Genomic DNA, 21,354 nt, shown 5'->3' with positions numbered 1-21,354 from the left:
CGGCGCTGTTAGGAAGCAGAGAACTCGCTATCGTCCAATTTCCACCGCGTGTGCTGCTCGAGCAACCACTGACCAAACATTAGCTTCTCTTTGATGGCGCGGAACCGTCCCGAGCTGTAGGACGATATGGAACCCCCGCTAGATGCATAGGCAGTCACAAGCGCATCTAATTCGTGGCGGCCGAGAACCTTTAGCTCAATTGCTACATCCTCTTGCGCGGGGCCAGTCTGTGTTTGGGCCGTCGGCGATTGCTCACGCTTGGAGACGTCGACGTCGGTCACGTCATTGCCGCTCTCCCATACGGCTCGCATATACCCGCCGGCGTTCTTGATGTTTCGCCTGTTCTTAACCTGTCTTTCGACGTAGTCAACAGCGCGCGCCACCTTGTCCTGGTCTTCTTGCAACCACGCAACCGCGAGGCGATCAGCAATGTTCAGCGCGCGAAGTCGCGCGTAGAGTTCCGACTCCTTCAATCGTTGAACATCTTCCGAGTCGGCATTGTCGTACATTGATTTCTGCGGGTTCTCTTCAACCAAGAACCGAATTTTCGTGACCTTCCTGCTTTCCCGCTGATACTCAGGCTGCACAAGGATATTGGAAACAGCATTGACCTCGGTGACTGCTCGACCGATCACGTCGCGGTTGAAGTGATCCACTCGCGGATCTCGGCTAGGTTTACGTAGCACATGGCAGCATCCGTGGTAGAAGGTTCGATCGAAGTAAAGAATGTGCAACGAGCTCGATCTTGGAGCCGCTGCGGCGCTGCCTATCCCCGGAACTACTGCCGCAGCGCTTAAACTTCCCTCAACACCCTGATCGGTCCTTGCAGCAGATACTCCCATATCGGTGCCTGCGAAGCGGTGCCTTCCCAATACCTTTTCGCGTGCAGTAGACCAGCGATGCCCGACGCGCCGATCTTCAACTGATTCATATCGGCTCGGAACATCGAAGTCGGCTCGACTTCCAAGATCCTCCCTTGCCATTGAGCTCGTTGACGGAACTTGACGGCCTCCTCGATCGTTTCAAGCGCGAACATGGACGCATATCGAGATGGACGGGACGGAAAATCGCTTCGTCGCACAAGCTCGTAGATCAACTCGATCATCGGCGACACCGGGACCAACGGACCACCCGCGACCCCGGGCGTCCACGTCGGGTTAGCTAGCTGATGGTTAAGAAGATAGAACTTCCCATGGCTGGTCAGTCCTTCCGGGAACAGCTCTCTCAGATGGCTTTCAAGCTCCGCGCGGCTCGGGCCGTCATGCGTAGTGTGGAACTGGCAGTTCTCAAACTCCCGACTTAGCTCGACTGTCAATCCGGGGCGCAGGGTTCCAAGCCTGTCGATGGTATAGAAGGTTGCCATGAACGTTTAGCTGGTAAAAGACGAGATCATGCCATGTTGACGTCGCCGCCGCGCCCTAGTGGATCCAATCGACACGTATCTCCGAAATGACCGGTCGCGCGTTAAACCGGCATCTAGACGTCGCGCCGCCTGGTTTCCTAAGCATGAGTGCCGCCGCGCTCTTCGGAGCGCCCTTTATGCCGCTACCTCAGCTTGCCGCGGACAGGAGGTCCACCAGATGTCGTCGGGCTCGCGCGAGCTGCACACCGGCATCCCCTCTCCAGTTTGCCGGGTGTTGGATCCGATAGCATAGAAACTTACCGTGAAGTTCGAACTCTTCGAGCTGGCCTTTCTCAATGCCGATGTCCATCCAGTCGCGACGGCTTCTTTGACCGCTGTTGCCGTCGCATTTCTCGCCTACTACATCGTCGGCCAGCTCAGGCCACCGAAGGACGAAGACGTGCCGCCAGCCGCCCCTGGCGCGTGAGTGGCTTAGAGACAATTGCAGCGCGCTCCGAAGCGCGCGCTTTATGCCGTCGTCAGGCGAGCTTGCTACGGACAGCCGCCGCAAGTTGCTCATCTACCTGTTCGAGAACTTGCGCAACGGCCAGCCAGCTCTTTTCTCGAATGTACTTCGAGTGAATGTATGCCGATTGGATCACCACGACGCGCGCCGCTGCCTCGGGTGACCAGACCGCGGATACGTTGTCGACAGTCAATACCCGACAAAATAGTTATCCTTGACGGCAATCCGCCCCGCACACGCTGGACAATTCGCGCCGGCATCAACCACGCTCAGTACGACGGGTGTCTCGCAATGCGGGCAGTCCCCGTAGCAACCACCCTTCTTCGGTCCCTTTAAGGACATGATGATGAAGGGAATCCCAACGGTCGCGCCGAACAGGCTGAAGCATAAAAGCAAACCGGCCAATCCCATGACCTTGCTTACAGCCAGCTTAGCCGGCGGAACAAACTTTAGATCGTATTCGATGTTTGTCGTTGGTCATTGCCCCCGCGGGCGCATTCGGCTGTGCTCATCCGTTTTTTTGTTTTGGTTTAGGTTTGGTCAAGATAGTAAGGTCTGCCAGGTTCTGTATTGAGACGGTCCGCACACTGTGCAACAAAAGGCACCGCCACCATGCCTGCGAATTAGTTGGCAGGCCTATATGCCTCATCGGTTTTTTATCCCTGGCCCAAAGGGTATCGACTAAGCGCCTCACCCCGGTCGTACCCCCTTCACTCCCCATCCAGAGGACCCAATGTCCAGCGAGATCGACGCGGTAACACTGAACCGTTTCGAAGACGCCCCGATGATCCAACAAGGCGCCAGCAACCCCATTGGTGTGACCCGAGCGCTACAGCGCGCGATCAATGCCTGTCACCGAGAGAGCCTCTCGGCAAGCGAGGATCCGGCGGTGCGACTGATCGTGCACCAGCTCGCGTACATCTGCGGCGTGCACGCGATCGACCATGACCCCGACGTGTACAGCCAACTGAGTACGGCCTGTACGGGGCGATCCACGGCGATCAAACAAGCCCGCCAGACCGTAGCCCTCGCCGCGCAGCCCACTGCCTAAATGCAGATAGACACTCGGCTTATCGACCGGGCGCATCTCCGCAAAACCGCAGGAAAATCCTGAGACGGTTTCGAGTTTCGTGGCGGAGCGCCAATATCTACGCGGTTGCGTCAAAACGTTTACTTGCGTTTACGCGTATCTCAGTCTAATCTGCGTCCAATTCGACAGCGGCGCGCACTTTTCCCTCTCGCTGTCCAAATCCTCTCCAAGGTGACCAAGTGAACGCAGTTAACGAGAACCTCGGGCCGTCGGATGTTTTGTTGTCGGGTCCGGATGACACGACCGCAGAAGATCTGCTCCTGTTGGCGAATCGATCCACCGTGATGCTTCGAAAGATCCGGGATGAGATCCTGAAACCAGAACCTCGCAAAACGCCTCCCCTGGTCTCCTCCACGCGGGTGCAAGAAATCTGCGGCATCGACCGCAAGCGCATGAGCTATGCGCTGCAGACGACGGCGTTGCCCAAGGGCCAGCAAACCCGCGCCGGCGGTCAACGCGCCTTCACTTTGGAGGAAGTCACTGAGTGGGTGAAGGCCGAACGTCGACCGACGCCTCGCAAGGGTCGCGGTAAGGTTATCACCGTTGCGAACTTCAAGGGCGGCGTGACCAAGACCACGACCTCCACGCTGCTTGCACAAGGGTTGGCGATGCGCCACGCGCGCAAGGTCTGTCACATTGACCTGGATCCGCAAGGCAGCGCGACGACACTCTACGGCTACAACCCGCACGCCGAGATCGAGGCCGATGACACGATCATCCCACTGATTCAGGCGTATGTGGATGGCCAGGCGTTTGACATGCGCGAGCTGCCGGTACCGACGTACTGGCCCAACCTCGATCTGATCCCTGCCTCGCCCCAGCTCTTCAATGCGGAGTTCATGCTCCCGGCACGCGCCAACCTCGCTCGACCGGGCGATGTGCGCTTCGAGCAGGTTCTGCACCGGGGGCTGGAGTCGCTGCTGGACGAATACGACTACATCGTGATCGACACGGCACCCACCCTCAGTTACCTCACGATCAACGCGGTGTTTGCAGCTGATGGCGTGATCGTTCCCGTCGTGCCCGACATGCTGTCCTTTGCCTCGATGGTTCAGTTCTGGCACCTCTTCTCCGACCTCGTCACCGGGATGGAAGAGTTCGGCGATGCGGACAAGAAGCGGTTCGAGTTCATCGACGTGCTCGTCACGCGTGTCGCGCCCAACAAGCCCGCCACTCGGGTGCTCCAACAATGGATTGCCAACCTCTATGGTTCGCGTGTCATCCCAGTGGAGATTCCCGAGACCGATCTCGCGCGCAATACAAACATGCACTTTCAGACGATCTACGACATCGACAAGTACGAAGGCGGGATGGAGACGCTCAGGCGTATCCGAAACCCGATCGACCAGTTCGTGGATTTCGTGGACGCCAAAGCAAGCCGGTCGTGGACGCAGGGAGAGGGTGCATGAGTTCGCTTCGAGACCGGATGTCCAAGGGCTTTGCCATCTCACTTAGCGATGAGGACGAGGCCCAAGCGGCAGCTATGAAACCCTCGACGCCTACGACGGGGCCTGGCCAAACGATGACCATCGCGGCGCTGCGCAAACAGATCGCGGATCTGAAAGAGCAGTTAGACGCGAAGGGCGGTGGTGACATCCAGGCGGCCGAGGCGAAGATTCATGCGCTCGAAGAGCAGCTCGCCAAAGCCTCAACGCTGGACCTCGCCCTGGATCGACTGCGCGAAGTCTCGGGACGGCGCCGCTATATGGAACCGGCGAAGTACCACGAGCTGCGTGAAAACTTGCGTCACAACAAGCTCGTGCATCCGATCGTCGTCCGGGCTCGTGGGGATGGTGACTACGACATCGTTTCGGGTCACCACCGGGTGGATGCCTATCGCGAACTCGGCCGCGAAACGATCCGCGCGGTATTGGAAGACGGCACCGAAGATCAGGCCGATGACGGCGCGTTCTTCGCGAACCTGATGCAGTCGGATCTAACTGACTATGAGAAGTACGTGGGGCTGAAGCGATTCCAGCGTAAGCATCCGGAATTGAACCAAAAGGAAGTCGCTGAGCGCGTCGGGATCAGCCAGCCCCATGTGAGCGCCCTGCTTTCCTACGAACGCTTACCCGACCAAGTCCGCGCCATTCTGGAAAAGCAGATGGCTCTCATCGGCGCTACCGCCGCTGCCGAACTCGCAGCTGTGGCTGAGGGTGGCAAGGCCGATCGGGTCGTGGAAGCTGTACAACGTCTCTCCGAGAAGAAGCTCGACCAAGCTCAAGCTGTACGGTTTGCGAAGGAAGTAGAGAAGCCGAAAGTCACGAAACCGGTGGCTACGACGTTCAAAGTCAAAGACGGCAAGAGCACGTGGTGTGACGTCCGCCGCGCTCGTAACGTGATGCGACTGGAGTTTCAGTCAGAGGCGATCGCCGAGGGCGTGCAAGAGGCGATTCGACGCCATCTTGAAAGCCTGATGGCGGATTCAAAACAGTAAGTACTTGATTTTGTTGACCATCGGAGTCCGATAAACCTTAAACAGTCGGAATCTATTCGCTGGCTGATACTCGACAGCGCTACCGGAGCTACTGAATGTAGACGGCAAAAAAGACAAAAGCCTCCGGCGGCAACCGAAGGCTTTTGAATAAGGGCTTGGCTGGAAACCGCGCCCCGCGACACTCTCCGACTGGAAATCGGAAAGAGCCCTAACACCTCGGAGTGTAGCGGAACGCGACAGTCAGTCAAGCGAAACCCATCCATTTTTTGAAAATGGACGACTGACATGTTGATCGCGCTCGCACCCTGTGCGGCTAGCGAGGGTGACACACACCCTCTCGAACCTGACCCACTCTTCACCGATACCACCAACCTGCCGTGGGTCATCTTGCGTGCCGTGCATCGAGCCGCACGTCTGGATGGAGTCTCTACGCGCGCCCGAGCGGTACTCGCTGCCCTCGCCCGTACCGTCGATGCCGGCAAGCCCTTCGGTGAAATCTACGCCCGCCGCACGCTTTTGACCGAGCGCGCCATGCAGTCTGAACGCACCTTCTACCGCAGTCTCGCTGACCTCGAATCCGCAGGTCTCATCGATCGCGCACCCCAGCGCCGCTATGTCGAAGCGGGCCTCTTCGGGCGCGCGTACCTGTACCTCACGCCGAAAGCCGCCATCCTGCTTGGTCTGATCGAAGCGCCGGCCGCGACCGGCGTCGCCACGGAATCGAAGGAGGGTGCGGGTACGAGGGCTGAAGGTTTTGAGCCGCCGTCTGCCAATGTGGCAGACGGTGCTAATACTAAGGATCTAAGCCCTACTTCTTTTCAAAAGAGACAACCGGGGCACGTCCCGCAAGACCTCCAGCGTCTGCGAACCCTGGGTTTTTTGGATTTCTTGATTTTCAAGCTGATGCGTGAAGCTCGCGAGTCTGGCAAGCGCCTGTCCGATGTCGTTGAAGTCTGCTGGCAGCACTTGCGGCAAGCGAAGCGCCCTATCAACTATCTGCGTGCGCTGCTCGCAAGCACGACGGACTTCAGTCACCAACTCCGCACGAAGGCCGAAGCTTTGTCTTCCGCCCGAGAAGCGGAACGAGCCCGTACCGACGCCGAGGCAACCGTCAGCACGCTGGCTGGCCAGTCGTTCGTTGATGCCGGTGGTCAAACACGCTACACCGTCGCCGATGCCGGCGCGACGTTGACAGTCGAAAGTCTGTCGGACGGCGTAATCCGTCGTGCGGCGGGGCAGTGGGCCGTCGGCTTTGTCACAGCACTCGAACAAGGGAGGATCACACTCGAGAACCCTTTGCACCGAATCAGCGTTAGAGCGGAAGGAGGTGACCGTCCGACCAACATCGAGGCCTGGGCGCTCTCGCAACCGCGGCGAGAACTCAACTCGAATGTCTCTGACCACCTTTCGAAGCTGCGCGCGCTGTGCCGGCGTGCGTGAAACAGTCTGAGCCAAAAGCTCATACTGTCCCAAGCCTTACTGGACGAGCTTCAGAGCGTGGAAAGCCGACTATGTTTCACGGTTGTTTAGGCGTCTCGGGAGGAAGTCGGTTAAAGACGCCTCTTGCGACCGCGAGGCAGCGGTTTCACCGGTCGCAGTGACTGATTCGTATCCGATGTTACGGAACTTGTAGTTATCAATACAAGGGGAGCAACCGACCAAAAGAGCGCAATAACACGATCGGCTCGCTTATTGTCGCTTTTCGCCGTAAAGGAGCCGGGTGTATTCGGCGTAATGGATCCATGGGAACCAAGACAAAGTCGGACGCCGCGATAGCCACCTCGGTGTTTTTGTCGTGCACGCTCGGGGGCAGTCGACGACGATCAGATCGTAGTTTTCTGCCATCCTTTTTATTTCCCGCCCGAGATTCGACCCGGCGTGCGAGGTTGACAACCGTGAAGGGGTACGGCTCTGAACCAGCGCTGGTCGCTCTCATGGATGAATTCTGGGAGTCGGCATCTATCACTAGGACCCGAAGGCTCGGGTCGTCATCGCAATATGCGCCGGCAAGATTAAGGGCAATCGTTGTCTTACCGCTCCCGCCCTTTTGATTCGCTACTGCAATGACTAGGCTCATTGGGGCACCCCCCGAAGTTACTGCATACATCTTATTTGTCCGGGATATTGGGATCACGAAGTCCCGGTCGCTTGACACACGATTTCCACGTGGAAACTGCTGCTAAAGAGCGTCGCGCAGCGTGCCGACAAACGGTTCAAACGGAGGAAGGACTTGGAAACATATATCGGAAAGCCGTTGAGCCGGAATCCACTGGCCCTCGCCACGGTTTATAGAGATGGGCTCGGACGCCTATGGCAAAACCAAAAGGAAGCTGCAGAGTCCCTGGCACGATTCGGAGTTAAACGTGAGGACGTCAACAGAGCGCTCCGCGTCTCGGCGATGCCTGCCGACGTGCTGCTCCTTTTCACTGAAAGTGGTCTGATCGGGAGGACGGCGCGAGAGCTTATTCGGATTGAACGGGCCATCGGGCGCGAGGCGCTAGCTCGAAGAGCTCGAGCGATTGCGAAGGAGGGAAAGTCATGGGCCGAGATTGTTCACCTGCTAGACAGCAAGTCGCCGCCCCTGCCAGAGCGCGGGGGAAAGCCGCAAGTCGATCTGCCTTTTGCTCGGGCCAGGCAGTTCGTCGAGGGTGTCGCAGCAAACAGGTGGTCAACGATGACTGAAGCGGCGAAGCTGCAAGGCTGGGGAGACAAACGGTTGGCCGTTGCGATCGCCGTATCCAAGCTTCCGCCAGTGATTACAGAACTGTTTGACGAGAAGCGCTTCACTCACGGCAACGCGAAAACGTTGCTAGCGCTCGTTAGGACGCTAGGCGTCTCGAAGGTGGCCCGCAATGCCAAGCTGCTCTCGGAGCAGCCCGGTCGCCGATCACCGGCAGTAATCTTGGACTATCTCGCTGGCGGGCCTGCGGACACCGACTGCAAAGTAAAGGTGCACGCCGTTGGGGACGTGGTTACCTTGTCCTTTAGCTTTAAGGCCTGTGCTACCCGGCGGAATCTCATAGACGTCGAGCAACTGCGAGCACTGGCAATCTCGACGCTGGCGAACTCCGTACAAATTGCGCGATGAGCCCGTGGTTTCCACGTGGAAACCGTCCGCGAATACGTGCGGTTTTGCACCGAGTCGCTACAGCAAGCATGGGTCCGGGCTGCCTCCCGCGGCGAACTCGCTAAATTGTCGATATACTGAATTGCGATTCGCCGCGCGACTACAGGCATGCGCCCGGGCACCGACAGCTCGGTAGCGTCGCGGGGGCAACCGACCTACACTGTATATCCATACAGCATGGGACCACAGTACGCCGCTCCCCAGTTTTCTGCCCGTTAGCCACCACGAGCTCCGTGTTCTATGGCGTCGGTACAACGGCGGAGGCGCAGTTGTGCTGCGGCTTGCCCTAGAAGTTCAGCGTTTTCAAGAGGTTGCCAACGAAGCGCACGCGTTGCACCAGACCATTGAGAAGTGTTGGCGCGAGGAAGGACATGGCCAGCTCGTAGCACTCGAAAGACTTCGCTTGCTCTTGAACAATGAACGGACGCGGTAATGGCAGTGGCGGCCCCAAGGGTTTCCACGTGGAAACCGGGCCGCGAAAGTTCGGATAAAGAGCTCGACGCCCGTTTGGAACGGGCAAGGCGCCCTTTCATCCCTTGGATAACTTGCTGCTGCCTGGGTGGGCGGCCCATACGCACCGATTTTCAAGAATGACGGGGGTTTCTGTCGTTGGGATGACAATAGTTACCGTTATCCGACAGATAACGGCAGCGAGGTCGAGCCCAGGTGCCGTTCTTGTCCCGCCATTACTCGTTGCTGCGTATGATCGTGACAGCCGGCCAGTTCACTTTGCAGGCACCTACGCCACGTGCAAACACGAACGGGCCGACGGCAGCTGTGGCGCGACAATCCGGATGAGAGACGCGCGACAATCAAGTTGAGAATGTCGCGGCAGAAATGATGATGCCGATGTTGATTGACGCTGGCAAGCGTTTATTGATTGACGCGCGGCGTTGATTGACGCGGGCGAGTGGGTGTCGCGCGACAATCAAGCTGAAGCCACCAGTCGTTTTGGATTGCTGTGTAATGGTGACGCCGCAGGTATTCTGGCTGCGCGACAATCAGGATGAGAATGTGTTGGCGTGGAAGATGATGCCGGAGTTGATTGACGCCGGCTAGCTTTGCCTACGAGCCGCGCGTCAATCAGGATGAGAACAGTGGGTCATTCGGTGAGGTCGATGCCGTGCTGATCCTCCTGTGTCGGTGGCACGCCAACGTTCTTTGGGGTCGCTCTACTGGCCGGGCGTCCCGGTCCCTGCTGCTTGCGCTGCAGGGCAGTACGGCGACGGTAGCTTTCGACATTCAGCTCAAAGATGGTCGAGTGATGTACCAGCCGGTCGACGGCGGCCACCGTCATGGCCCGGTCGGGGAAGACCTTGTCCCATTCGCCGAATGGTTGATTTGCTGTTATGCAAAGAGAACGGCGCTCATACCTAGCGCTGATGAGCTCGAACAGCACCGACGTCTCTGCCTGATCCTTGCTGACATATGCGAAATCGTCCAGGATGACCAGGTCGAAGCGATCCAGCCGGTTGATGGCTGACTCCAGCGCGAGCTCGCGGCGCGCGAGCTGCAACCGCTGCACGAGGTCGGTAGTGCGAGCGAAGAGGACCTTCCAGCCCTTCTCCAGCAGGCTCAGTCCAATGGCCGACGACAGGTGGGATTTGCCACCCCCACTCGGCCCCAGAAGAATCAGGTTGGTGCCGTTACGCAACCAGCCATCGCCCGCGCAAAGCGCCGAGACGTGCGCGCGGGATACCATCGGCACCGCGTCGAAATCGAAGTTCTCCAGTGTCTTGCCCGGCAGCAGCTTGGCGTCCCTGAGGTGACGTTCGACTCGGCGTCGATCGCGCTCGGCGATCTCGTGTTCGGCCAGCGCCATCAGCAGGCGCGCTGCCGGCCAGCCTTCCGTGTCGGAGCGCTCGGCAAAGCTGGACCAGATCTGCTTGATGGCGGGCAGCCGCAAATCGTTGAGCAGCAGCGACAGGCGGGTGGCGTCGATGTCGAGACTCATGCCGTCACCTCCGTTGCCATGTCGTCAAGCAGGGCTTCGTAGTCGCTCAGCGGTGCTAGCTGGACGTTCACCTCCGGCATGCTGTTCGTGCGCTTCGCTTCGAAACGCGAACGCAGTGCGTCCAGGTCGGGTAACTGTCCATCGTCCAGGCACTGCTGCAGCGCCTGGGCCAGTTGCGCTTCGCAGTTGTGCTCGTGGGCCAGGCTGAGCAGTTCAACCGTGGTCCTGCATGCCTGACGCTCCGGGAGCTGCTCGAGCAGGCGATCGAAGGTCAGTCGATACGCCTCGCGCGGAAAGACCTGATCGCGATAGACCAGGTTGAGCAGCGCCATGGGCTTGCGGCGCAGCGCGTGGATGATGTGCCGGTAGTTGATGACGTGGCCGTGCTTGCCATTGGGACCCGCACGGCCGCGCTGTAGTGTCATCAGGGCCGTACTGCCCAGAAACAGCTCCAGCCGGTCGTCGTACAGGCGCACGCGCAGGTGATGGCCGATCAGCCGGGACGGGACGGTATAGAACACCTTGCGCAGGACGAAGCCGCAGGTGGTCGTGACGTATACGCGCGTTTCCTCGTAGTCACACGTACGCTGGGCCGGAAGCGGCTGAAGCAGTGCCCGCTCGGCCTCAATGCGTTTGCCATTACGCGCGTTGATGCGACCGACGATCTCGTCGATGAAGCAGCGATAGAAACCGAGATTGTCGAAGTCGCGACTGCCGCGCAGAAGCAACGCATCACGCACTGCGCTCTTGAGGTGGCCATGAGGGCTCTCGATGGAGCCGTTCTCGTGGGCAACGCCACGGTTGTTGCGTGTGGGCTGCATGCCGTAGTGGGCGCACAGTGCATCGTAACGCGTGGTCAGATCCTTGCGCGCGTCGGCATCGAGATTGCGGAACGCCGCCGACAGGCTGTCGCTGCGGTGCTCGCGCGGCGCGCCCCCGAGTGCCCAGATGGCATTCTGCAGCCCTTCAGCCAGCGCGACATAGCTCTCGCCGCCGAGAATGACGTGAGCGTGCTCAAAGCCCGAGCAGGCCAGCCGAAAGTGATAGAGGCGGTGGTCAAGCGCGACACCCGCCACGGTGACGCCCAGGCTGTCCATCTCTGTGAAGTCGGACAACCCGAGACGACCGGGTTCGTGAACCTGACGGAACATAACGTCATGCTCCTCGCCATGGAGTGCGCGCCAGTCGCGAATACGGCGCTCCAGTGTGCGGCGCACGTTGCCCGGGAGGTCGGGATGGCGCCGAAGCATCTCGTCCAGTACGGCTATAGGCCGGATGCCGGGAGCGGACTGGAGCAGCGGCACGATGTCGGTGTCAAAGATTGCCGCCAGGGGATCGGGACGGCGACGCGCACGTGGCGCCTTCTTCTGCGATGGCAGTCGCCGGTCCTGATCGATGCGATACCCCGTGGCGGCGCTGAACCCGGCGCGCGCAGCCGCTTGAGCTGGTCCTTCCTTGAGTCTGTACTTCATGTAGAGCCTCATCTGATGGTCGTTGATGTGTCGGCCGGGCAACTCAGCCTCCCTTCGCTACATGGAAGAGCTGTTCATACCCGATTTACCGCGACCACCGACAAGGCACCCCGGTAGCGGGGTGAACTCCTCGGCGCGGCGTTGCGGCAGCGGTTCCGGGCTACGCCCTCCACCGCTGCCGCAACGCCAGTACTCTCATCCTGATCGACGCGCTGCTCTCATCTTGTTTGACGCGCGGCAGGCAGCACTCACGCGACCATTACCCGAAAAGTCGGTTCTCCAACAGAGACAGGGAGCGTGAGGTGTCCGCGCCGACGGAATTTTGAGCCACCGGGCCGATTGAATTTTGAGCCGGGGTGAAGACCGGTCTGAAGCAGGACCGGTTGTGGATAAGTGTATGGGTTTCCGGAGTTGTTGTCCTCCTTCGTATGAAGGTGCGTCGCGCTGGGGAAGCTACGAAGGGCGTAGCCCGTAGCAGCTTCCGCAGCGCCGGCGAACGACATCAGGTGGATTCGGCGGCGCCGGCGGGATCGCCTTTGCGTGCCGCTTCACGCGACCGGATGCGTTTCTTTGCACTGGCGCTGCTATGCCGGAAGCGATAGCTTTCGTTGCCGGTTTCCACGATGTGGCAGTGGTGCGTCAGCCGATCCAGCAATGCCGTGGTCATCTTCGCGTCGCCGAACACACTGGACCATTCGGCGAAGTCCAGATTCGTTGTAATGGCAACGCTCGTGTGCTCGTAAAGGCGGCTCAGAAGATGGAACAGCAATGCGCCGCCGGCCTGGCTGAAGGGTAAATATCCAAGTTCATCCAGAATGACCAGGTCGAGGCGCAGTAAGCTCGCAGCGATCCGTCCGGCACGGCCCTGCGCCTTTTCCTGCTCCAGGGCATTGGCCAGATCCACGGTCGAGTAGAAGCGCACTCGCTTGCCATGGTGCATGATGCCGGACACGCCGATGGCGGTCGCCAGATGTGTCTTGCCCGAGCCCGGTCCGCCGACCAGAACCAGGTTGTGCGCGCCCTCGGTGAACGTCATGCTGGCCAGTTGCATGACGAGCTGGCGATCGACCGGCGAGCCATCGAAGTCGAAGCCGGCGATATCACGATGCACCGGGAACTTCACCGCGTTCATCTGGTGGCTGACCGAACGCACGGCCCGATCAGCAATCTCGGCCTGCAGCAGCCGTTCAAGCAGCCACTGCGAAGACGCCACCTCGACGTTGCCCTGTTCGAGCAGTTCGGCCCAACCGGCAGCCATGCCGTGCAGCCGCAACTGTTTGAGTTCGACGATCAGATCACGCATGACCGGCCTCCGGCTGTTGCAGCGCCGGGCGCAGCCCGTCGTAGCGCGAGGTGTCGGCCAGCGGCGGCGTCGTCAGTTGCAGCGCCGTATCGATCTTCTGCGGCATCTGCACACTGTGCATGCGCGACAGCACATTCACCACATGCTCGACGCTGACGCGCCCGGAGGGCGGTGCCTGTTCGAGCGCCAGCTCGACCGCAATCAGCACGGCGTCCAGGCCGCTTTCCGGTACCAGCGCCAGAACCTTCGCCATCACGCGCTCGCCGCCCGTTTCCCGCAGCAGCGCCCGGCGCAGGCGTTGCAGCGGCTCGGGCATGTCCAGGAACGGCGCGCCGTTGCGCAGTGCGCCGGGCTTGCGCTGGATCAGCGGGATGTAATGCTGCCAGTCGTAGCGCACCAGACCTTCGTCGGCCAGGCGTTCGTGTTCGGCCACCACGGCATCATCGCCCACCACGACGACGCGACCCGGATAGAGCCGCGTGCTGACCATCTGGCCTGCAAATTCGCATGGTACCGAGTACCGGTTGCGTCCGACCACCACCAGGCAGGTCGACGACACCCGGGCCGCGCGTTCAACGTAACCGTCAAACGGTGTCGGCATCGGCATCAGATGGGCGCGCTCCTGCTCGAACACGTCGGCAATGCTCAGGTCCCGATAGTCCGGATGCTTCACCTGCTCCCACAACGAGCGGCACCGGCTTGCCAGCCACGCGTCCAGTTCGGCGAAACTGCCGAATCGCTGTCCGCGCGCTTCAATCCAGATACGCAGGCGGCTGTCCTGCACGTTCTTCTCAACGACGCCTTTCTCCCAGCCGCTGGCCACGTTGCAGAAGTCCGCGTCAAACAGGTAATGCGCGCACATCACCGCAAAGCGCGAGTTGACGGAGCGGCCCTTGCCTTTGTGGACCTTGTCGACGGCCGTCTTCATATTGTCGTAGATGCCACGGCGTGCCACCCCGCCGAAGGCCATGAACGAGCGTGTATGGGCGTCGAACAGCATCTCGTGACCCTGGCTCGGGTAGCCCACGAGCCAGAACGCCCGGGACGCGCACAGCTTCATGTGCGACACCTGCAGCTTGCGGTAAATGCCGCCGATAACCAGTCCTTCCTCGGACCAGTCAAACTGGAACGCTTCGCCCAGCTCGAACTGCAACGGCACAAACGCCGACTTCGAAACCGCCTTGCCTTCGCCTTGCCGCCAGGCCCGGATGAAATCGGTCACCCGCGAATAGCAGCCATCGTAGCCGCTTGCCGTGATCTCCTGGAACAGCATCCAGGCGGTGCGTCGCTCCTTCTTCAGCCGCCGTGCGTCAACGGTGAGTGCCTGCACCAGCGCCTCATGAAACGGCGTCAGCCGGGTCGACTGCGGGCGCCGTCGATACTTCGGTTCTTCCTGAACATCCATGCTCAGGTATTTACTAATCGTGTTGCGCGACAGGCTTGTGAGACGCGCTATCTCGCGTACCGACTTGTTCTGGCGGTGGAACATCCGCCGCACCTTGCCAATCATCGTCATCGGGATCATCCCCAAACACCCTGCCTGAAAAACTAGCAGGATAGGTTGATTACCCGGCTCAGTTTTCAGTCGGCGCGATCCCTACAAGTGGCTCAATTTTCGGTCGGCGTAAACACCATACTCTGCTATGCGCACGTAGTGAATGAGTGCTCGGAAGCCGAAAGGGCGCCCGTCAGGATGTGCCGATCGCGCACGTTCCAGCCAGCGGTACAATTGCCGCCGATTGACGTGGGTCGATTCCTCGATGGCCTTGATCGATTCGCCAGCTATGTAGCGCAGCACCGCTTGCCGACGCACCTCGAACTGCCGGCGCGAGCCTTCGTCGAGTTCGGTATGAGCAACGCTAGGCCACGAGTTGAGATCGATCGCCTGTAACTCCGGTTTGCGGCGACTCATGATATCGCCTCGGTCGCTGTGAACGAGGTAAGCAACGACAGCGGTTGGGTTTGAAGTTCCGGTGCGTTGACACGACCCGTACGCAGCAGGCTGAACAAGGTTGCGCGAACGATGACCAGGTCGTAGGTTGTGAATTCGCGCTCGATAGCAAGCAAACGCTGGGGGCCATTCAAGAAGCGCGTGATTGCCTGTGGCAAGTTTGGCGGAGCGAGACCTCGATTCGCGACGAGGTAGGGGAGGATGCGCTGCCAGTTATCTGTCCAAACACGCGCCGCAGCGAGCTCAGCCGACGCAACAAGGCGGACGTGAGATGTGGCGTCAAGATCGCGTCCCAACGTCTTCGTATCAGGGTTGCTTGATTCTTCGATTAGCACAACCAATTCTTCACAATCAGCGGACCGCACCCAGAAATCAGCAAGGCGGCGGTTTCCATCGATCAGAACATATCCGGGTCGCTCGCAGAAGCTGATCACTTTCGGCTTTGCCTCGAGCAGCAGCCATTGTTCGAGCAACGCACGCCGGTAGAACGTGACGCGACGGACGAGTTTGGGGATGAAGGCTTCGAACCGATGTGCGCCTCGCGGACGGGAAATCGCGACCGGCTCTGGAATGTGCAGGATATTCGTCATGAGATCTATTCTCGACGAACGGGATTCGAAGTGTAGGAGTTAAATTGACGAATTTAATGCGCAAATATGCGAATTGACACCTTTATTGCGCTGCGAGTGAATATAAGTTTGTCACCTCGGGACACGGACGGCCTTCCAATAAGGCTTCCGGATTGACATTTTTAATTTGTTTTACGGTATACGCTGTTCACGAACAGTCGAGCCGATAACGCGCGCTAAGATGAAGATGCCTTGGCGCGTTTCCGAGCTGACGATCCGATTGGTGCAGCACTGCCTCGAAAAGCGAAATGTCGTTGGCGTCGAGTTTCTAAGCCCGCGAGTGTTCGGCGCGTCGCAGAACGCGTTCCAACTCCCTCTCGGCGCGCGCGTAGACCATCGCGTCGGTGTCGCCAAAGCCAGCGCCCCCAACGTAGTACGCGAGAAAGATCATCCGGATCAGTTCATTGAACAGGTACGCAGAACCGGCATCACTTCGACACGCGACACAGGTCAGATGGTTCACCAGGGAGATTTCTCGCGCCGCGTTCTCGGGCATCGGCACCAAAATGGCTTTGGCGAGGGGCTTGCGCGAGGGCGCACGGGACGTGAACGGCGGGAAGGCATGCGAGAAAAAGAACATCGAGGAGAGAATGGATGCCGTCACTCCCGGTTGGCGAGCGCCGATCCGTTTGCGAACTGTGGCGCTCGGGAAATGTGGCCGCAGGATTTCCGTCGAAGATGCCGTCGGGGACCATGTTCGTCGGTCCCAACGCGTGCGCTACTCGATGCGCGGGAGTGCTCGCGGCGGTGCGCGGTGAAAGGGACGGTAGGGTGGAGCGACGGTATTCTTATTGGCGTGGCGTTTTCCCGTTCGGCGGTAAGAGCGATAATGTAGTCGCAACAGCCTTGGCTAGTGATGACGCGAGTGCTTCATATGGAATGGAAAAACACACGGCCGACCGCGCCCGGATACTACTGGTTGCGCTTCGTCGACGAGCGATCGCCCCAACAAACCATCGCGGAAGTCTCCGCGGTGCCTGGCGATGGGACGGTCGAGTTCGTTGTGATTCTGATGGGAGACGACACCATCATGGAGCTCGATGACGCGTACTTCGATGGGGGCCTCTTCGCTGGACCCATCGAGCCACCGCTGACTGAACATCGACCGTAAGGAGGCTGCGCGCCCGACAGCGCCTGCAGATACTGTTCGGCGTGTCCGAAGCATCCGAGTTCGTTCGTTCACTTATGGCGATGCAGACCCCACCGGTCTGTGCGTGCGGCGCACCCGGTATCAGCGGCCGATCAGCGCGACGCTCAATAGCGCAACCGCATGGCGTGCTGCTTTCGTGATTGAGACAGATGTGCTCATTGAAGCCTCCATCGAAACCGCTTTTTCGGCCGCCGCACGAATAGATCTACGGTTCATCGATGGAAGACGACCTGAAATACCTTCTCTGAAAAAATGCAGGCGATGCATCTCCGCTTCCCCCAGCCAGAGGCGATCGAGCGCGGCCAACCTGACGATCAAGTCTTACGCCCGATGACGTGCTCAGAATGACGCCGCACCCTCGGTCGCGACATGTCGTTCACGCACCGCGCCCCACCCGCTGTGCGAGCTCCTTTTATTGCGGCCGCGGATCTTTCACCCTTTCAAACGTCAAGATGCCTACGCCTTCGCGCCCGTCGATAGGACTCTTGTTTGGTTCGGTCTTGATCGTAAGCGTGTCGCCATCGATGGTGTAAAACCGCACTTGGTCGGTCCCGACGCGCCTGCCATCCCATTCGATGTCGATGTGATGCACGACCTTGCCCGGCGATAGGCTATACGTTCCGCCGTAGGCAAGCATCGATTTATGCAGCTTGATTCGCTCTTCGTCGGAGGGTTCGTTCCGTGGTCGTGGCTGATCGCCCGATACGAAGAACGCGAGCATCCGGCCATCCGGCGAGTAGGTGAGATAGCCGTCAGGATCATCGCCGAGCTGGTTGTAACGCTCGCCGGTGGCGGCGACTTCACGCACGAATGACTTCAGGCGCCATGTCCCCAGCAAGAGACTTGCATCGGCCCGGGCAAACGCCGACAGGCAAAGCGTGATCAGGATAAGTGAAACAGCGATTATTCTTTTGTGCATGGAACGCCCCTTTACGAATGAGCGCGGCTCGAGTCGACTATGGAAACGAATACATAAATATGGACTTCTATCGTAGCGAGAAGATGGCGCGTTCAAAGCACAGATTAAGCATGCTAGCGCGCTATCGACGAGAGATCAGCTTAAAACGCTGGAATAGATGCAGAAGAGTGAGCCTGGCTGCTCGACGTGGGTGCGAAGTAAGCCGTTCGAAGTGATCGGTGAGCCGACCGGCAGTATTCGACGCTACCGTTGCGCTTGAACGTCTCTCAATGTACCCAAAGGAAAAGGTCGATGATGATCCGAAAGAACCTGGTTGCACATCGCACCCTCGCGATACTACTGAGCATGATGGTCCCAAGCATGCATGTGGCCGCGCAAACTGCGACGCTGAAAGAACAGCTCGTCGGAACGTGGGCCTAAGTATCGGTCGATACCGTACGTCCGGACGGCGCGCGGCAACCCATGTACGGCAACAATCCGCAAGGGCTCGCAGTCTTCGACGCGAACGGTCATTATATCCTGATGACCTCCCGTGCCGATCTCGCCAAGTTTGCATCGGGCAATCGAACGGGTGGCACGCCCGAGGAAAACAAAGCCGTGGTTCAGGGCATGATCGCTCACTTTGGAACCTACAGCGTGAACGAGTCTGAGCAGACAATCACGTTTCATATCGCCACGAGTTCGTTTCCGAACTGGAACGGTGTCGAACAGAAGCGCCCGTTCAGCATCAGTGGAGAACAACTCAAGTGGGCGACGCCCGGGTCGAGCGGTGGGACGGCCGAGGTGATGCTGCGGCGGCTACGATGACGCCCGCGCGATCTGTCATGCCATAGCACCGGGACACAAATTGATAAGGTCACCTACGAGCGCGTAGACCATCGCCCCGACAACAGTAGATCGAAATTGGCACCCAGGCTGGCGCAGGGAACACGCGGAGCCACAACGGAGCTCGCGATCGAGCGCGATATACGTTTTTCACTTGGCTGCAGCGATTGGGTCCACAGTCTCGCTATCAGTCGACCCTAAAAAAAGCGAGGAAAGAAGTTGCGGGCCGCTTCGCGAATGGCCGGTCCAAGCGCATTGGAAAGCCTGATGAACCGGGCTGCGTACCGATTTGGTGCATCGCAGCAATTCGTGCTATAATCTTCAGCAGTGCTCAATCGCACTGTCTCTTGATTGCGCCATTCCTACCGGCCTGCTCGTCTAAGCGGGCCGCGTCATCGCTCGTTGCGAAATCACAAGCCGCGTCCGCCTTCAGCCTTGAATGTCCGTGACGCGCCGGCCGCAATGCTGTCAGCCGCTGGTCTCGTCATCGCCGAGCAACCCTGCCAAGGAGAATGCATGACAAGTTTTGATCGTGAAGATTCCGGGTCTGCTACAACCGAATTTGTGCGTAAGGCCCCAGGCCGACGCGGGCCCAAGGCCAAGGCTGCAGCACTGTTGCTGCCGGTGGACGCAGTCTTTTCAGCGTTGCAAGACGAGGAGCGCCAGCGTCAGATGCGCTCGCTGATCCAGTTGGGCAAGGCGCGCGGCTACCTGACCCACGCAGAAATCAACGATCACTTGCCGGACAACTTCGCGCAGACCGCCGCGATCGAAACCATTGTCAGTACCTTCAATGATATGGGCGTGGCGGTCTACGAGCAGACGCCGGATGCCGAGACGCTGCTATTAAACGACACGGCGCCGGCCGCCATGTCGGACGATCAGACCGACGAGGAAGCGGAAGTTGCCCTCTCAACGGTGGATTCTGAATTCGGCCGCACCACCGATCCCGTGCGTATGTACATGCGTGAAATGAGCGGGACGGAGTTGCTCACCCGCGCGGGCGAGGTTGAGATTGCGAAACGCATCGAAGGCGGCCTTCACGAAATGATCCAGGCGATTGCGGCTTGTCCAGCGACAGTCTCCACGATCCTTGAAAGCGTGGAGCGAATTGAGGCGGGTGAAGTGCGCATTGACGATTTGGTCGATGGTCTCAACGAAGAAGCCGCGGCGGCCGACGAACCGGTTTCGGACACGTCCGATTCGCCTGAGCTCAACACGGACGACACCCAAGGCGCTGATGGCGATGAAGAGGAGGGCGACGAGGACGGCGAGAACGACGAGGGCGGCGCGACCGAGCCAGAAGATTCCGCGAAGGCAAACGAAGCACGTCTGAAACAGCTCACGAACGACAGCCTTGCCATCTTCGCTCGGGTGCGCGAGTTGTTCGCTCAACTTCCGCGCGGCGAGGCGGCGCAGGGCGAGAACACAGTGGCCGTCGCACACATCTGTGAGGCCATGCAGCGCGAACTGGCGCCCATTCGCTTTACGGCGCGAACCATCGATCGGCTGTGCGCGGATGTACAGCAACAAGTCGCGCAGGTGCGCGCGATCGAGCGTCATCTTTTGCAGATCGCCGTTGACCGATGCGGGATGCCGCGCGAGAAGTTTGTCGAGTCGTTTCCAGGGCACGAAGCCGATCTAGGCTGGACCGAACGGATGGCCACTGAGTCGAACCAGTATGGCGCCGCGCTCAAGCGCAGTCTGCCGGCGATTCAGGCCGAGCAGCAAAAACTGATCGAGATCGAAGCGCACGCCGCGATACCGCTGCAGCAACTGAAGAAGATCAACCGGCAGATGATGGCGGCCGAGTTGAAAATGCGGCAGGCAAAGGGCGAGATGATCGAAGCCAACTTGCGCCTGGTGATCTCCATCGCAAAGAAGTACGTGAATCGCGGTATGCACTTCCTGGATCTGATTCAGGAAGGCAATATCGGCCTGATGAAAGCCGTCGACAAATTCGAGTATCGACGCGGGTGGAAATTTTCCACCTACGCGACGTGGTGGGTGCGGCAAGCGGTGACCCGTTCGCTTGCGGACCAGGCGCGCACGATTCGCGTGCCGGTGCACATGATTGAATCGATCAACAAGCTTAATCGGATTTCGCGCGAGATTCTGCAGCAGACCGGCCAGGAGGCGCATCCGGCACTACTGGCGCAGCGCATGGAATTGACCGAAGAGAAGGTCCGGGGCATGTTGAAGGTCGCCAAGCAACCGGTGTCGCTCGAGATGCCGGTGGGCGAGGACGGAGATGCAACGCTTGGCGACATGATCGAAGATCCGATGGCTGCATCGCCTGCCGATGCAGCCGTGCATGCGAACCTGCGTGCCGCGATCGACGAGGCGCTCGACGCGCTGTCACCGCGTGAAGCGAAGGTCCTCCGGATGCGTTTTGGAATCGACACCGCGTCCGACTATACCCTCGAAGAGCTCGGCAAACAATTCGACGTGACGCGCGAACGGATCCGGCAGATCGAAAGCAAGGCGATGCGAAAGCTGATGCACCCGAGTCGCGCTGACAAGCTCCGGCAATATCTCGACCATTAAATCATCAGGCGGCGCCTCGATAGCCCATCCATACGACACTTCGAAGATTAGGTCAGCGCTGTACGGGACGCGGCGCAGGCCT

General features: G+C 59.5%; 21 protein-coding genes. 9 read left to right on the top strand and 12 right to left on the bottom strand.

The genetic code is table 11. The annotated features are described in order from the left end of the window. Positions 1-8: 8 nt before the first annotated feature. Both ACEN42_RS40115 and ACEN42_RS40110 read right to left on the bottom strand, forming a co-directional pair. Positions 9-656, bottom strand: coding sequence for a hypothetical protein (locus ACEN42_RS40115; RefSeq protein ID WP_371884601.1), 648 nt, complete (start codon positions 654-656; stop codon positions 9-11). 137 nt (positions 657-793) lie between these two features. Further along, the gene (locus ACEN42_RS40110) at positions 794-1,363 is read right to left on the bottom strand and encodes a hypothetical protein (protein WP_371884600.1); all 570 of its coding nucleotides are present in this window, start codon (positions 1,361-1,363) and stop codon (positions 794-796) included. Positions 1,364-1,664: 301 nt separating this feature from the next. Between ACEN42_RS40110 and ACEN42_RS40105 the strand changes: the two genes are divergently transcribed. From ACEN42_RS40105 to ACEN42_RS40085, 5 genes are all read left to right on the top strand, one after another. After that, complete coding sequence (locus tag ACEN42_RS40105) at positions 1,665-1,829, top strand: hypothetical protein (protein ID WP_371884599.1); 165 nt, start codon at positions 1,665-1,667, stop codon at positions 1,827-1,829. Between the two features lie 772 nt (positions 1,830-2,601). Then, positions 2,602-2,919 (top strand): hypothetical protein, encoded by a 318-nt coding sequence (locus ACEN42_RS40100; RefSeq protein ID WP_371884598.1) that lies wholly within the window; start codon positions 2,602-2,604, stop codon positions 2,917-2,919. Positions 2,920-3,137: 218 nt separating this feature from the next. After that, positions 3,138-4,367, top strand: coding sequence for a ParA family protein (locus ACEN42_RS40095; RefSeq protein ID WP_371884597.1), 1,230 nt, complete (start codon positions 3,138-3,140; stop codon positions 4,365-4,367). After that, positions 4,364-5,395, top strand: coding sequence for a ParB/RepB/Spo0J family partition protein (locus tag ACEN42_RS40090; RefSeq protein WP_371884596.1), 1,032 nt, complete (start codon positions 4,364-4,366; stop codon positions 5,393-5,395). The genes ACEN42_RS40095 and ACEN42_RS40090 overlap by 4 nt, the downstream gene beginning before the upstream one ends. A gap of 285 nt (positions 5,396-5,680) precedes the next feature. Next, on the top strand, positions 5,681-6,835 hold the full coding sequence (locus ACEN42_RS40085) for a hypothetical protein (protein WP_371884595.1): 1,155 nt from the start codon (positions 5,681-5,683) through the stop codon (positions 6,833-6,835). A gap of 196 nt (positions 6,836-7,031) precedes the next feature. Here the strand turns inward: ACEN42_RS40085 and ACEN42_RS40080 are convergent, their stop codons facing one another. Next, a complete protein-coding gene (locus ACEN42_RS40080) occupies positions 7,032-7,472 on the bottom strand; it encodes an AAA family ATPase (RefSeq protein WP_371884594.1) in 441 nt (146 codons plus the stop codon). Between the two features lie 153 nt (positions 7,473-7,625). Between ACEN42_RS40080 and ACEN42_RS40075 the strand changes: the two genes are divergently transcribed. Further along, on the top strand, positions 7,626-8,483 hold the full coding sequence (locus ACEN42_RS40075) for a hypothetical protein (protein WP_371884593.1): 858 nt from the start codon (positions 7,626-7,628) through the stop codon (positions 8,481-8,483). 1,141 nt (positions 8,484-9,624) lie between these two features. Here the strand turns inward: ACEN42_RS40075 and istB (ACEN42_RS40070) are convergent. The 7 genes from istB (ACEN42_RS40070) to ACEN42_RS40040 form a co-directional block, all read right to left on the bottom strand. Next, positions 9,625-10,476: an IS21-like element helper ATPase IstB gene (gene istB, locus ACEN42_RS40070; protein WP_371880030.1), complete on the bottom strand. Its 852-nt coding sequence runs from the start codon at positions 10,474-10,476 to the stop codon at positions 9,625-9,627. After that, the gene (gene istA, locus ACEN42_RS40065) at positions 10,473-11,960 is read right to left on the bottom strand and encodes an IS21 family transposase (protein ID WP_371880031.1); all 1,488 of its coding nucleotides are present in this window, start codon (positions 11,958-11,960) and stop codon (positions 10,473-10,475) included. The genes istB (ACEN42_RS40070) and istA (ACEN42_RS40065) overlap by 4 nt, the downstream gene beginning before the upstream one ends. A 490-nt stretch (positions 11,961-12,450) precedes the next feature. Further along, positions 12,451-13,251 (bottom strand): IS21-like element helper ATPase IstB, encoded by an 801-nt coding sequence (istB, locus tag ACEN42_RS40060; protein ID WP_371884592.1) that lies wholly within the window; start codon positions 13,249-13,251, stop codon positions 12,451-12,453. Next, on the bottom strand, positions 13,244-14,767 hold the full coding sequence (gene istA / locus ACEN42_RS40055; RefSeq protein ID WP_371884591.1) for an IS21 family transposase: 1,524 nt from the start codon (positions 14,765-14,767) through the stop codon (positions 13,244-13,246). Before istA (ACEN42_RS40055) ends, istB (ACEN42_RS40060) begins: the two co-directional genes overlap by 8 nt. Before the next feature lie 81 nt (positions 14,768-14,848). Then, a complete protein-coding gene (locus tag ACEN42_RS40050; RefSeq protein WP_371884590.1) occupies positions 14,849-15,163 on the bottom strand; it encodes a helix-turn-helix domain-containing protein in 315 nt (104 codons plus the stop codon). Next, positions 15,160-15,792: a hypothetical protein gene (locus tag ACEN42_RS40045; protein WP_371884589.1), complete on the bottom strand. Its 633-nt coding sequence runs from the start codon at positions 15,790-15,792 to the stop codon at positions 15,160-15,162. The genes ACEN42_RS40050 and ACEN42_RS40045 overlap by 4 nt, the downstream gene beginning before the upstream one ends. Before the next feature lie 307 nt (positions 15,793-16,099). Next, positions 16,100-16,435: a hypothetical protein gene (locus ACEN42_RS40040; protein ID WP_371884588.1), complete on the bottom strand. Its 336-nt coding sequence runs from the start codon at positions 16,433-16,435 to the stop codon at positions 16,100-16,102. Positions 16,436-16,705: 270 nt separating this feature from the next. On the opposite strand from ACEN42_RS40040, the gene ACEN42_RS40035 reads away from it, so the two are divergent. Next, on the top strand, positions 16,706-16,942 hold the full coding sequence (locus tag ACEN42_RS40035; protein ID WP_371884587.1) for a hypothetical protein: 237 nt from the start codon (positions 16,706-16,708) through the stop codon (positions 16,940-16,942). A 120-nt stretch (positions 16,943-17,062) separates the two neighbouring features. On the opposite strand, the gene ACEN42_RS40030 is transcribed toward ACEN42_RS40035, so the two are convergent. Next, positions 17,063-17,299, bottom strand: a complete 237-nt coding sequence (locus tag ACEN42_RS40030; RefSeq protein ID WP_371884586.1) for a hypothetical protein — start codon at positions 17,297-17,299, stop codon at positions 17,063-17,065. A 94-nt stretch (positions 17,300-17,393) separates the two neighbouring features. Then, a complete protein-coding gene (locus ACEN42_RS40025) occupies positions 17,394-17,996 on the bottom strand; it encodes a lipocalin-like domain-containing protein (RefSeq protein WP_374191237.1) in 603 nt (200 codons plus the stop codon). A 366-nt stretch (positions 17,997-18,362) separates the two neighbouring features. Between ACEN42_RS40025 and ACEN42_RS40020 the strand changes: the two genes are divergently transcribed. Both ACEN42_RS40020 and rpoD read left to right on the top strand, forming a co-directional pair. Then, a complete protein-coding gene (locus tag ACEN42_RS40020) occupies positions 18,363-18,707 on the top strand; it encodes a lipocalin-like domain-containing protein (RefSeq protein WP_371884584.1) in 345 nt (114 codons plus the stop codon). A gap of 534 nt (positions 18,708-19,241) precedes the next feature. Further along, entirely contained in the window at positions 19,242-21,272 is a 2,031-nt protein-coding gene (gene rpoD, locus ACEN42_RS40015; RefSeq protein ID WP_371884583.1) for an RNA polymerase sigma factor RpoD, read from the top strand. Positions 21,273-21,354 lie beyond the last annotated feature (82 nt).

It is taken from the genome of Caballeronia sp. S22 (genome assembly GCF_964261745.1).
GTDB lineage: Bacteria > Pseudomonadota > Gammaproteobacteria > Burkholderiales > Burkholderiaceae > Caballeronia > Caballeronia jiangsuensis.
Note: the sequence above shows the minus strand (reverse complement) of the source record. Positions and strands in the feature narration are given on the sequence as shown.